Here is a 13,094-nt window from a genome sequence, read left to right on the forward strand (position 1 = left end):
CCTTTATGTTTTTCTATAGTTGTGTATTTATTATTTAGTCATCATATTTTTATTGTTTTAATATTTTGTTATCTTGCATTGTAAAAGAATGAGTACTATAATAGTTTTATCACAATTGATTTTATAAAATTTATTGTGATGAAAGTAGATATAACATGATATTACATTGTTGTTAACGTGTTTATTTTATTCCGATTAGTATTCGAGATAATAATGAATATGGCTCGAAGAGATTAATAAGAAATAATATAAGGAGAGATTAATGAATTTTTCAAAACATAAGAAATCAATTATTGCCTGTGTGCTCGCACTTGGAATTGGCATAGGTGGTGGATACTATTTCTTTGGTAATCCTGTTACACATCAAGCTACTGTGAGAGAACAAACGAAACAGACAAAGCCAATTACAGATACACGTAATACGTACGTGGTTCAAGCTGCTAAAGAATCTGGCCCAGCTGTAGTAGGTATTACTACGCAAGTTTTCCAAAAGGATATTTTTAATCGTACTATCTATGCTGGAGAAGGTGTAGGATCTGGTGTACTTATTGATAATGATGGACATATTGTAACTAATAACCATGTTGTAGCGGGCGCTAAAAATGGAGAGGTGACAGTATCTTTGTCTAATGGTTCCACCGTAACAGGTACAGTTATCGGTACAGATGCTCAAACAGATTTGGCTGTTGTTAAAATCAATCCTCCAAAGGATATTCAACCAATTAAAATTGGTGACTCTGACTCCTTACAAGTAGGTGAACCTGCTATCGCGATTGGCAATCCTTTAGGTCTAGAATTTAAAGGTTCTGTTACATCTGGTGTAATTAGTGCTTTGGCGCGTACTATTGATGATCAAGGGCAGCGATTCCCATTGATTCAAACTGATGCAGCTATTAATCCTGGTAATTCTGGTGGTGCTCTCATTAATGCAGATGGTGAGTTAATCGGTATCAATAGCTCTAAGATTTCCAAAGAAGGCGTTGAAGGTATGGGTTTTGCCATTCCAATCAATTCAGCTATGACAGTTGTAGATTCTATTATTAAAAATGGTAAGGTTGTTCGCCCATATATCGGTGTATGGGCGGTAGATCGTCAAACAGCAGCACGCAATAATGTAAGTTATGAAGGAGAAGGTCTTCTTATTGTACAATTAGATTCTAATGGTCCTGCATCTAAAGCAGGGTTAGTAGAAGGTGATACAATCGCTCAAATTGATGGCAAAGATATCACTACATTACTTGAATTAAAAGAGCAAATTGATGCTAAGAGCCCTGGCGATACAATTTTAGTATCTTATACCCATAATGGTAAAATGAAGAGCGCACAGATTAAATTAGGACAAGCATCTTCAAAATAAATAGAAAATCCTCATCTTTGATGAGGATTTTTTTTGATTTTCTTCATTTTAGATCATTACCATATAAATTTCAAAAATTTTTTTGGTTAAATAAACATAGTGTTTATCTGCCTTTTGGGTGATTTTCTATCTAAAAAAATAGAAAAAGTAAATATTTTTAACAAGGTACCTTGCAAACCAAGGTACCTTATGTTATTATGTATTTGTCAGTACAAGATAGTGACAGTAAGAGAGCTTTTAAGTTGGCAGGCAAGCACAGCCTAAAAGGAGGAACTATGCAAGTTCAATTAAAAAAAGGTGTTATGGACATGCTAGTATTAGCGTTACTAACACAAAATGATCGCTATGGGTACGAAATAGTCAGTAAAATCTCCGAATATATAGAACTCTCGGAAGGTACTATTTATCCACTTTTTAACAGATTAAAAAAAGAAAAATATGTAGAAACATATTTGCTGGAATCGCAAACTGGACCATCGCGAAAATATTACAAAATAACTCCCAATGGTACAGTCGCTTATAATCAGATGCGACAAGAATGGGATGGATTTTCTGGCGTTGTTGATATGCTCTTGAAAGGGGTAGACTAAAATGAATAAACAAGAATTTTTGAACACATTACGTATTATTTTTAAAAAAGCAAATGTTTTAGATGTAGAAAGTATCATTGATGTATACGAAGAACATTTTGCTGTAGGGTATGAGAAAGGTCTTGATGATGAACAAATCATTAAATCATTAGGTACTCCAAAAGAAATTTATACATCCTATGTAGAGGCAGGTATCATCACTGATGAAATCGGACAAGAAGGTACTAAAAGAACAGTTAACATGCAAGCAATATATAAACGACTTGAAGATTATAAAGCCCTTTTGTTACCACAGTTACCAGGGGTGGCTAAAAAAGCATCTCATACATTATTAACAGTAGCTAGTGCTCTTACCTATATTGTTGGGGTATTACTATTTATCGTGACACCAGCGATTTTATTTTTGTTAAGTGGTTCATGGCAACCATTAGCAAATGTTACACCACTTCCTGCTGTATCGATTGTTACTATGGCGGGAATTGCGGGATTAGGTTTATTTGGTGGCTTGACATGCATCTATGCTGGCAGTGAGCTTAATAATGTATGTAAGCGTTAATTTGATACATTGAAATATTAGATAGAATGAACTAAGGAGATACTATGAAACGGATTATAATTACAGCAATTTTAGCAGCTATTTGCACAGTAGGGGGCGCAACTTCTTTTGTTATGAATGATTTACCAAGCTATACTGCATGGAAACAAGATAATGCGCAACAATTTAAGCATACATCAAAACACGATGGTATAGATCAACAAAATGATAAACAATTTGACAACGATAAAGATCATAAGAATGTAAAAGATTATAAGGACCATAAAGATCATAAGGATCAAAAGGACCGTAAGGACCATAAGGATCAAAAGGACCGTAAGGACCATAAGGATCAAAAAGATCATAAAGACCATAAAGACCATAGAGACTATGACCACGAAATGAATAATATGCCTAATACACCAACTCAACCACAAGGTCAAATGCCTGCAACAGGTTCTGTACCAGCATCAGAACAAGCAGCTCAACCAGCTCAACCGGTTCAACAACCTGCTAATGGAGTAACTCAAGCACCTAATATGCAATCAAGTGCCGACCAAAGTGGGCAATAAAGTACATATATAAAAAGAGTAATTAATTATAATTACTCTTTTATAATAGAAAACTAATTTATTTTTTTTGCAAGGTACCTTGCAATTCAAGGTACCTTATGTTATTATGTATATGTCAGTACATGATAGTGACCGTAAAAGTTTTTGATTAACTTGAATCGGAGGTTCACAAGAATAAGCCTGATGGTATTAAACAGGAGGAACTATGCAAGTTCAGTTAAAAAAAGGTGTTATGGACATGCTTGTACTAGCATTATTAACACAAAGTGATCGCTATGGATATGAAATTGTTAGCACCATTTCAGAATATATTGAAATTTCGGAAGGAACTATATATCCATTATTTAATAGATTGAAAAAAGAAAAGTATGTTGAAACGTATTTAAAGGAGTCCTCTTCGGGACCATCTCGAAAATACTATCATATTACAGATGATGGGCGTGCAGCATACAATCAGATGCGTCGAGAATGGAATGAGTTTTCTGGCGTTGTAAATATCCTGTTGAAAGGAGTCGACTATAATGAATAAGAATAGCTTTTTAGAAGCACTACGTAATATCTTCAAAAAGGCACATGTTGCTGATGTTGAAAGTATTATAGAGGTTTATGAAGAACACTTTGCAGTAGGGTATGAAAGAGGTCTTTCAGATAGTGAAATTATTAAAGCATTAGGGACCCCAGAGGAAATCTATGCGTCTTATGTAGATGCAGGTATCATTACAGAGACTTTGACTCAAGATGGTAGTAAAAGTAAATCTGTTAATATGGAAGCTATCTATGCAAGATTTGAAGATTACAAAGAGCGCTTGTTACCTCAGTTACCAGGAATGGCAAAAAAAGCATCCAAAACATTACTATCTATTGGTAGTGCTTTATCATATATCGTAGGGGTTCTGCTGTTTATTATTACGCCAGCAATCCTGTATCTATTGGGGAGCTCTTGGCAACCATTTGAGAATGTAACAGCATTTCCGGCATTATCTTTAATAACATTAGTGGCGCTTGGCGGCGTAGGGCTTTTCGGAGGCCTTGTATGTATCTTTGTTGGCATTGAGCTTCGCGGCGTACGTGAGCGTTACTTTCAAAATATAGATTAAGGAGGACCTATGAGACGAATTATAATTGCTGCCATTCTAACAGTAATCTGTGCTGTTGGGGCAGGTACATCATTTGCTGTAAATGATCTACCAAATTTTGGCGAATGGATGAAAACGAATGAACAACAGTTCAGAAAACCACATAGACATGATGGTCCTAATATGCATATGGATAAACATATGATGGATGGAAATAATCAAATGATGCCTCAAGGCGGTATGGGGCCAAACAATGGTGGACATATGCACTCAAATGGTCAAATGTCTCCACAAGGCCAACCACCTCAAGGTCAACCACCTCAAGGTTCGCAACCTAATGGTAATGCTCCACAACAAGCACCTAATGGTGAGACACAAGCTCAATAAAATATATAAAACTATTAATATAGATTGAGCCGTATATTTTAAGATATTAATAGATATAGAGTTAGATCTATCTGAGGATATTGTTGTTTTAATCGTATTTGAATATTAGGTAAAGGTGAAAATATTAAAAAACTTTTAATTGCTACAGTATTAACCGCAGCATGTGGGATTGGCGGGGTAACATTTGCTTCTGCTAATGATGTACAAAATAATAATGAACCTATCAAAATGAACTTATTGGTAGAACGAAATCGTGATGTAAACCATTTCCAAGATAAAAAAGGTGATATGCCATCAGAATGTCAAAATAATCAAATGCATGGTCAACATCGAATGGGGCATATGCAAATGAATCATCAAGATGATAATATGCCTCCACATGTTGATGGTGACCAAATGAGACCAGAAGGTCAACATCACCAAATGAGACCAGATGGCCAAAATCATCAAATGAGACCACAAGGTCATAATCATCAAATGCCACCACAAGGCCAACCACCTCAAGGTGGTCAGTCTAATGGCAATGCTCCACAACCACCAATGGAGCAAGGCGCATCACAAACTACACAACACCAATAATACTCTTATTGGATTCTCTCTCTGAACACTAAATAGAGAGCGTGGTCATGAAAGTGCATTCATGGCCACTGTAGAGCCACACACTCTACGTGATACATTCGTATCAGAATCTCTCTCTTACACACAATAACTACACACAAACAAAAAGAGCTCCTCAGTGTGAAGGAGCTCTTTTTGTATCTGTTTATAATTTTATTTGATGTGTTTAGAACCACGTTCTGTCATAGCTACGCCGTCTTTGCAAAGAGGGCATTCTTCAGGTTTGTATGTAGGAACTTCGAGGTTAAGCAATGCTTGTACTTTTTCGTGAGGCACGCCGAATTCTGCTTTACCACCAGAGCGGTTAACGAGCAAACCTACACCTACGATTTCACCACCAGATTGGTTTACAACATTTACTACTTCTTGTACAGAGCCACCAGTAGTTACGATATCTTCAACGATAAGTACGCGTGTGCCTGGCTCAATTTTGAAGCCACGACGCAATGTCATAACACCTTTTTCGCGTTCAGTGAAAATCGCACGTGTGCCAAGAGCTTTACCTACTTCGTGAGCAAGTAAGATACCGCCAGTCATAGGTCCAATAACGAGTTCTACATTTTGGTCGCGGAAGCGTTCAGCTAATTCTTTACAAAGTGTTTCAGTGTATTTAGGATGTTGCAACACATTGAATTTTTCAACGTACATTGGGCTGTGGAGTCCAGATGTCAAAAGGAAGTGACCTTCTAAAATAGCTTGAGTGTCGATAAGTAATTGTTTTACTTCTTGTTCTGTCATCATTTGGATACATTCTCCATTTCTTCAATAATTAAACGAACTGCTTCACGAGGATTTTCAGCCTGTGTAATAGGGCGGCCAATAACGAGGCGAGATGCGCCATCTTGTAATGCACTAGCAGGAGTAGCAATACGTTTTTGGTCATTTGTTGCTGCAAAGGAAGGGCGAATACCAGGTGTTACGATGAGGAAATCATCACCACATGCTTCACGGATCATCTTAGCTTCTAATGCGGAACATACAACGCCATCCATACCACATTCTTTAGCGAGTTTTGCTAAACGAATAACTTGGTCGGAAATAGGCAATTGTCCACCAGTAGATGTCCACGCTTCATCATCAAAGCTAGTTAACACAGTAATTGCCAACAATTTAGTTCTTTCAACACCTAATTGTTCAGCTGTTTCATGAGCGGCTTTTACAGCTGCTTTCATCATAACAGGACCACCTTGACCATGCATAGTGATCAAGTTAGCACCCAAACGTGTTAGGGAAGATACGCCATGTGCTACTGTGTTTGGAATATCATGCAATTTCAAATCAAGAAATACTTGTTTGTTTTGCTCTTGTAAAAAGCGAACTGTTTGCTCTCCTTCGGCGTAGAATAGTTCCATACCGACCTTGTAAAAGCTAACCGCATCACCAAGGGATGTTACGATTTCTTTCATGTCATCCATTGTGGATACATCAAGGGCAACGATTAATCTGTCATCTGCCATCTTGCAACCTCCATACTACATATATATCTAAATAATTTTCACATACAGAGGGCCTATCTGTCAATTAAATTTGATGTGAAAGCGGTGACTATTAGTCACCCTTGAATAGTAGATTATAGACTGTTTCATGCTATAATAAATGGAGAAAATGAATATAATTCTTATATATAAATTTTGAAACATATAGATTTGAAAGGAGTCCTATGTTAGATTTTGTTGCATTAGACTTTGAAACAGCTAATAAATTTAAAAATAGTGCGTGCTCCTTGGCGGTTATTACCGTAAAGGACGGACAGATTACAAAAAAGGCATACAGCCTTATTAAGCCACCATTCATGAGCTTTGATGATGAATGTATTGAAATTCATGGCATTCAACCAAAGGATGTTATTCACGAGAAAACATTTGATCAATTGTGGAATGCTATCTACGAAAATCACTTAAAAGGCAATATCATGGTAGCTCACAATGCAAAATTCGATATGAATGTATTGCGTGCTACACTGGATTACTATAAAATCCCTTGGCCTGATCTTGATTATGCATGTACGGTGAAACTTTCACGTGCAGTATGGCCAGATTTAGTAAACCATAAGCTAAATACAATGGCTGCATACATCGGAGTCGAGTTTAAACATCACTACGCATTAGATGATGCGGAAACATGTGCTAAGGTTGTATTAGAGGCGGCTAAAGCTAAGGGTGTTAATAGCTTACCAGATTTATTGAAGGCTACAGGTGTACCACTAGAACCATTTATTGATGACAAAAATCGCGCTGCTCAAGAGGCTTTACATAAAGAGCCTGAGCCAGAGCAAATGTCATTTTTTTAGTAAGGAGAGACATTATGTTAGGTAAAGAATTATTATCCTATGTGGACCATACACTATTGCGGCCCACAGCTACATGGGATGATATTAAAGAAATTTGTGACGCTGGCGTAGCCTATAAAACAGCATCTGTATGTATTCCACCAGATTTTGTGGCTTCTGCCCATGAAGCATATCCAGGCCTCAATGTATGTACTGTTATTGGGTTCCCTTTAGGGTATGAAACGACAGAGGTGAAGGTAGCTGAAACAAAGCAAGCCCTTGTAGAAGGCGCCTCTGAAATTGATATGGTCATAAACCTTGGCAATGTAAAACAAGGCGATTTTGAGGCTGTTACATCTGAAATTAAGGCATTAAAAGAGGCTTGTGGAGATAAAATTTTAAAGGTTATCATCGAAACCTGTTATCTAACTAATGCTGAAAAGGTAGCCCTATGTAAATGTGTTACAGACGGTGGTGCTGACTATATCAAGACATCTACAGGTTTTGGTAGCAGTGGAGCTAGTATTGAAGATATTCAACTCTTTAAGAAACACATCGGCCCTAATGTAAAAATTAAGGCTGCCGGTGGTATTCGTTCTATCTCTGACATGAAAGCCTATATTGCAGAAGGTTGTAGCCGTATCGGCGCCAGTGCAGCAGTAGAACTACTTAAAGATCATTTAGACGAAGAAGTATAATAGAAAACCACCTAGGCTGTGCTTAGGTGGTTTCTTAGAATGGCGGTATAACCATGCGCATGTATGATATTATTCTAAAAAAGCGATCTAATTTACCCTTAACAGATGAGGAAATTCGTTTTGTCATCTCTGGCTATGTGAATGGCGAAATTCCAGACTACCAGGTGAGCGCCTTGTTGATGACCATTGTATTTAATGGGATGAATGCACGTGAACTCGGCACATTGACCATGGCGATGGCACAATCGGGGCACATGGTAGATTTGTCCAATATTGATGGTATAACAGTAGATAAGCATAGTACCGGTGGCGTAGGCGACAAGACTACGCTTATCATAGGACCTTTGGTAGCTGCTTGTGGAGGCAAGGTAGCGAAAATGTCGGGCCGTGGCTTAGGTCATACGGGAGGCACTATCGACAAGATGGAATCCATACCAAATCTAAAGGTGTCATTGGACCAAGAGGCATTTATTAATCAAGTCAATACAATAGGTCTTGCCGTTATCGGACAATCTGAAGGACTGGCACCTGCAGACAAGAAGCTATATGCTTTGCGTGATGTAACAGGCACCGTCGATAGTATCCCTCTAATTGCATCCTCTGTAATGAGTAAAAAATTAGCCTCTGGGGCACAAGCCATTTTGCTGGATGTAAAGGTTGGTAGTGGCGCCTTTATGAAAACCATAGATGATGCTCGCGCATTAGCAAAAGCTATGGTAGATATTGGTAAGGAAAATGGTCGTTCTGTTAAGGCTGTTTTAACCGATATGGACCGACCACTAGGTCACGCCATTGGTAATGCTTTGGAAATTCGTGAGGTTATTGACACCTTGAAAGGTCATGGCCCAGAGGATTTAACTCATGAATGTCTTATCATGGCAGCCCATATGCTTGTGTTGAGCCAAATTTGTGATTATGAAACAGCTCTTAGTCGCGTACAAGAGGCCCTTAATTCGGGAGCTGCTCTTGAACGATTGCATATGATGATTGATGCCCAAGGTGGAGATAGCCGAGTTCTTGATGATGAAAGCTTATTAGTTATCGGAAAATTTACTTATGATGTTACAGCGCCTCTAGACGGTTATATTACACATATGAATACAGAACAATGTGGTATTGCATCTGTTATGCTTGGAGCTGGTCGCACCATTAAGGATGGACCTATCGATTATAGTGCAGGCATAGTAATGCATAAGAAAACCGGTGATGCTATTACAGCTGGTGAAAGTATTGCTACCTTGTATGCTTCTGATGAAAGCTTGCTCGTAAATGCAGCCAAAACATATTTAGAGGCCATTACATTTGGTAAAACAGCACCAGTGGTGGTAGATACGATTCTTGATATGGTGGAATAAGGAGATCCATATGACGGAACAAGAAATTCAAAATCTTATTGACCATGCTATAGTAGCGCGTGAGAAGACCTATAGCCCTTATTCCCATTTTGGAGTAGGTGCAGCCCTTCTGTGTGAGGATGGGGGAATCTATGAAGGTTGCAATATAGAAAATGCCTCCTATGGTCTCACTAACTGCGCTGAGCGTACTACTATCTTTAAGGCTGTATCGGAAGGGCGTACAAAATTTAAAGCCCTTGCGGTAGTAGCTGATACAGAAGGGCCTTGTTCGCCTTGTGGGGCTTGTCGTCAAGTAATATCTGAATTTGAAATACCTTATATTATTATGGCAAATCTAAAAGGAGATTATACAGTAGTTGAACTAGATGAACTATTACCTTTTAGATTTGGTGCACATAGCATGTAGTTACACGTTAAGACAATAAGCTAAAACAACAAGGTTAGACTATAAGTTAAGGCGACAAGCTAAGACAATAAAAAAGAGACCACTTATGTGGTCTCTCTTTAGTATACCTTAGAATGCAGGAACAACTGCACCTTTGTATTTTTCTTCAATGAATTTTTTGATTTCAGGGGTATGAAGAGCTTCCATCAATTTTTTGATGCGAGGATCGTTTTCATTGCCTTTAAGTACAGTTACGATGTTTACGTAAGGGGAATCTTTAGATTCGATTGCCAATGCATCTTTACTAGGGTTTAGACCTGCATTTAATGCATAGTTAGTGTTAATAGCTGCTAAAGCTACATCGTCAAGAGAACGAGGTACTTGAGCTGCTTCCAATTCAACGAATTGGTAATCATTAGGGTTGGAAGTGATATCCTGAATTGTAGACAAGATATTGCTGGAGTCTTTCAATGTGATAAGACCTTCTTTTTGCAATAACAATAATGCACGACCACCATTTGTAGGGTCATTAGGGATAGCGATTTTAGCGCCTTTAGGAAGATCTTTCAAATCTTTGATTTGACGGGAATATAAGCCCATTGGTTCAAGGTGAACACCACCAGCAGATACTAGTGGAAGGTTGTGAGCTTTTGCAAATTCATCCATGTAAGGTACATGTTGGAAGAAGTTTGCATCGATTTCTTTATCACCTAACGCAAGGTTTGGTGTGTTGTAATCAGTGAATTCAGTGATTTGTAAATCAATACCATCTTTTGCCAAGATAGGTTTAACTTGTTCCAAAATTTCTGCGTGAGGTACTGCAGTAGCACCAATTTTTAATACTTGTTTACCGTTGTTAGCAGCTTGTTTATTATTGTCATTACCACAACCAGCGATCAATAAAGCACCGCCAAGGATTACAGTAGCTGCTAATGCTAAAAATTTTCTCATTAGATACACTCCTTTTACAATCATTTCATATAAAATATTACACTTATAGTACTAAATTATTTCCTATCTATCAAGAAGGAATTATTATGAGTTCTCCATAGCTTGAAGTTATATCAAAAAGAGATTTCCAAACTAGTATCTATAAATAGTTGATAGTGTTTGGAAATCTCTCTTTATTTTATGAACTTGCAATTAGATTCTGTACATACTGGAAAACACTTATTTACCGATAATCAAACCAATGGACCACATGATTTGGTAAATCATTGCAGCCCCTGCAGTTGTACCCATAGCTTTGTCGAGTAGGAACTCATCTGTTTTAGTACTTAAGGTATGTACAGTTTTGAAAGCTAATGGTGCTGCGAGAAAGGCGAAGAGGGAGAACCATGTCATATGACCTACAATGATCCATGCAAGGATCCAAATGAAATTGAATAGGTAAGTAATGCTCATTAAACTGAGGGCCCGTTCACGACCCAATACGATTGGTAATGTACGACGACCGTGGCTTTCATCATTTCGAATATCACGAATGTTATTCGTGAGCATGATGGAACCAACGAGCAATGTAGATGGAATAGCAGGGATTAATAATGCTAAAGATAAGTCTCGCGTCCATGCATAGCCCGTAATGAGGACGATGGCAAAACCCATAGCGATACCAGAGGAAATTTCACCAAATGGTGTGCGAGAAATTGGTTTTGGCCCACCAGAGTAGAGAAAACTAATGAGAATGCAAAGAAAACCAGCTGGAATATAGTACCAGGTGATGGTTGCTGATAGGTAAAGACCGATGATGATAGGTACAACCATGAGTACCTTAATCATGGTAACGATGAGCTCTGGTGTAATGGCACCACGGGTGATAGAACCAGCATTGCCGACCTTTTGCCCCGCATCGAGACCAGATTTAAAATCTTTATATTCATTCCATAAGTTAGCAACAATTTGAGCTGTTACAACAGCTAAAAATATTAAAATCGTATGGAAAATGGCGAGACCTGTACCATGTGCGGCACCAAACGCGTAATAACTAAAGGCAGCGCCTAAAATAGTAGGCCCTAGAGCGGCCGCTAATGTACGAGGCCTAGTGAGTGGAATTATTTCTTGTATCATAATAAAAGCACACCAAGTGTGCACTCCTTTCTATTTCTCATACTCTATGTTTACATATCTATTTAAGTATTGTATAGCAGAACTGAAAGGTTGTAAATTACACTATACAGTTATACATCTCTATATAGTATAATAATTAGTATATGCAGTATAGATTATCTTTTTAAAATCTTATAGATGCAGTACAGGTTATGAATATAATCTGTATACATAGTGTATTGTTAAATCGTGAGGTGTCTTATGAGAGCTCTCAATAAAAAATTGATGACATTGGCTTGTGCGACGTGCTTGACTGTTGGCATCGGTGCAGTGGCATATGCCGATACAGTAGATTTAGGCTATGGTTTATATGGCAGTACATCTCCTACAGTGAAGGCTGTAGAAGTTGTGCGTGTTCCTACGGATGCTAAGTTGCGTAATAATGAGCAAAGCCAAATGATTTCAGTTGCAAATAAAGCGGCTGTCGATGCTGTTAATGCTCATTTTAAAATGCATGCTCCAGTTTCTGTCGCACCTATGAAGGGCGATGTTTTAGATGGGTTTTCCTACTATCAATTACAAGGAACTGACAAACAAGGTCACCATGTAGGGCAGTTAGTTGTTGTAGACTATTCTAAAAATGCCATTGATCAAGTGATTAATATGAATAAAACTATTTTAGAAAAGGTTCCAGACGCAGAAAAAGCTAAAATAAAAAGCTCTATCTCTAAATATGTAGATTCCTACTCTAAAGAGAAGGCTCAACAACAATTACAAGCCTTGAAGGGCAATACTATTGAAGGTGCTAAATTAGCGAAAGATTTGAAGATGCTAAATGACAAGTTACCTACTCACATTATGGGTGCCTTTGATAAAATGCTTGCCACAGATAAGAATATATCTCCTAAAAGTATAGAAGAGGTCCGTTCTTATGTAGATTTTATGGCGAAACAAGTGAGCCTAGATGCAACGCATGTGGCTTATAAACCTGTTCAAACACGTTATGGTACGGCTGTAACAGGCGATTTGCGTGGTGGTCTTAAATATGATGGTTTTAGAAATTCTTATGCTTTGATTGGTTATGCTGTTCCTACCGATAAAGGTGTATCTTTACAGCTTTTAATGTCTGATGATTCTAGCCATGATTATTGGGCTAATGAGTTAAATCATATGTATCAAACGCAATCTCTCAAGGGAGGTAAATAA

17 protein-coding genes are annotated in these 13,094 nt (G+C 37.9%); 13 read left to right on the forward strand and 4 right to left on the reverse strand.

Translation table 11 applies throughout. The features are described from left to right. Window positions 1–262 precede the first annotated feature (262 nt). From VCHSUH03_RS02545 to VCHSUH03_RS09555, 8 genes are all read left to right on the forward strand, one after another. The gene (locus VCHSUH03_RS02545) at window positions 263–1,357 is read left to right on the forward strand and encodes a S1C family serine protease (RefSeq protein ID WP_105093953.1); all 1,095 of its coding nucleotides are present in this window, start codon (window positions 263–265) and stop codon (window positions 1,355–1,357) included. A gap of 275 nt (window positions 1,358–1,632) precedes the next feature. Then, window positions 1,633–1,947, forward strand: coding sequence for a PadR family transcriptional regulator (locus VCHSUH03_RS02550; protein ID WP_105085305.1), 315 nt, complete (start codon window positions 1,633–1,635; stop codon window positions 1,945–1,947). A gap of 1 nt (window position 1,948) precedes the next feature. After that, window positions 1,949–2,503, forward strand: a complete 555-nt coding sequence (locus VCHSUH03_RS02555) for a DUF1700 domain-containing protein (protein ID WP_105093954.1) — start codon at window positions 1,949–1,951, stop codon at window positions 2,501–2,503. A gap of 44 nt (window positions 2,504–2,547) precedes the next feature. Next, the gene (locus VCHSUH03_RS02560; RefSeq protein WP_105093955.1) at window positions 2,548–3,054 is read left to right on the forward strand and encodes a hypothetical protein; all 507 of its coding nucleotides are present in this window, start codon (window positions 2,548–2,550) and stop codon (window positions 3,052–3,054) included. A gap of 205 nt (window positions 3,055–3,259) precedes the next feature. After that, the gene (locus VCHSUH03_RS02565) at window positions 3,260–3,583 is read left to right on the forward strand and encodes a PadR family transcriptional regulator (protein ID WP_105085308.1); all 324 of its coding nucleotides are present in this window, start codon (window positions 3,260–3,262) and stop codon (window positions 3,581–3,583) included. Continuing rightward, entirely contained in the window at window positions 3,576–4,151 is a 576-nt protein-coding gene (locus VCHSUH03_RS02570) for a DUF1700 domain-containing protein (RefSeq protein ID WP_105093956.1), read from the forward strand. The genes VCHSUH03_RS02565 and VCHSUH03_RS02570 overlap by 8 nt, the downstream gene beginning before the upstream one ends. Before the next feature lie 9 nt (window positions 4,152–4,160). Next, entirely contained in the window at window positions 4,161–4,517 is a 357-nt protein-coding gene (locus tag VCHSUH03_RS02575; protein ID WP_105093957.1) for a transcriptional regulator, read from the forward strand. A 228-nt stretch (window positions 4,518–4,745) separates the two neighbouring features. Beyond that, window positions 4,746–5,096, forward strand: coding sequence for a hypothetical protein (locus tag VCHSUH03_RS09555; protein WP_241567127.1), 351 nt, complete (start codon window positions 4,746–4,748; stop codon window positions 5,094–5,096). A 192-nt stretch (window positions 5,097–5,288) separates the two neighbouring features. Here VCHSUH03_RS09555 and pyrE read toward each other — a convergent pair whose 3' ends face one another. After that, window positions 5,289–5,876, reverse strand: coding sequence for an orotate phosphoribosyltransferase (gene pyrE, locus VCHSUH03_RS02585; RefSeq protein ID WP_105085311.1), 588 nt, complete (start codon window positions 5,874–5,876; stop codon window positions 5,289–5,291). Next, entirely contained in the window at window positions 5,873–6,592 is a 720-nt protein-coding gene (gene pyrF, locus VCHSUH03_RS02590) for an orotidine-5'-phosphate decarboxylase (RefSeq protein ID WP_105093958.1), read from the reverse strand. Before pyrF ends, pyrE begins: the two co-directional genes overlap by 4 nt. 203 nt (window positions 6,593–6,795) lie before the next feature. Here pyrF and VCHSUH03_RS02595 point away from each other — a divergent pair, with 203 nt between their 5' ends. The 4 genes from VCHSUH03_RS02595 to VCHSUH03_RS02610 are packed head-to-tail and all read left to right on the forward strand — an operon-like array spanning window position 6,796 to window position 9,863. Next, window positions 6,796–7,425, forward strand: coding sequence for a 3'-5' exonuclease (locus tag VCHSUH03_RS02595; protein ID WP_105093959.1), 630 nt, complete (start codon window positions 6,796–6,798; stop codon window positions 7,423–7,425). A gap of 14 nt (window positions 7,426–7,439) precedes the next feature. Next, complete coding sequence (gene deoC / locus VCHSUH03_RS02600) at window positions 7,440–8,102, forward strand: deoxyribose-phosphate aldolase (protein ID WP_105093960.1); 663 nt, start codon at window positions 7,440–7,442, stop codon at window positions 8,100–8,102. 53 nt (window positions 8,103–8,155) lie between these two features. After that, window positions 8,156–9,457, forward strand: a complete 1,302-nt coding sequence (locus VCHSUH03_RS02605; protein WP_105093961.1) for a pyrimidine-nucleoside phosphorylase — start codon at window positions 8,156–8,158, stop codon at window positions 9,455–9,457. A gap of 10 nt (window positions 9,458–9,467) precedes the next feature. Further along, the gene (locus tag VCHSUH03_RS02610; protein ID WP_105093962.1) at window positions 9,468–9,863 is read left to right on the forward strand and encodes a cytidine deaminase; all 396 of its coding nucleotides are present in this window, start codon (window positions 9,468–9,470) and stop codon (window positions 9,861–9,863) included. A 108-nt stretch (window positions 9,864–9,971) separates the two neighbouring features. Here VCHSUH03_RS02610 and VCHSUH03_RS02615 read toward each other — a convergent pair whose 3' ends face one another. Further along, window positions 9,972–10,793, reverse strand: a complete 822-nt coding sequence (locus VCHSUH03_RS02615; RefSeq protein ID WP_105093963.1) for a MetQ/NlpA family ABC transporter substrate-binding protein — start codon at window positions 10,791–10,793, stop codon at window positions 9,972–9,974. Between the two features lie 219 nt (window positions 10,794–11,012). After that, window positions 11,013–11,909: a 1,4-dihydroxy-2-naphthoate octaprenyltransferase gene (gene menA, locus VCHSUH03_RS02620; protein ID WP_105093964.1), complete on the reverse strand. Its 897-nt coding sequence runs from the start codon at window positions 11,907–11,909 to the stop codon at window positions 11,013–11,015. A gap of 240 nt (window positions 11,910–12,149) precedes the next feature. Between menA and VCHSUH03_RS02625 the strand changes: the two genes are divergently transcribed. Further along, on the forward strand, window positions 12,150–13,094 hold the full coding sequence (locus VCHSUH03_RS02625) for a hypothetical protein (protein WP_105093965.1): 945 nt from the start codon (window positions 12,150–12,152) through the stop codon (window positions 13,092–13,094).

It is taken from the genome of Veillonella infantium, from assembly GCF_002959895.1.
In the GTDB taxonomy this organism is placed as follows: Bacteria; Bacillota; Negativicutes; order Veillonellales; family Veillonellaceae; genus Veillonella; species Veillonella infantium.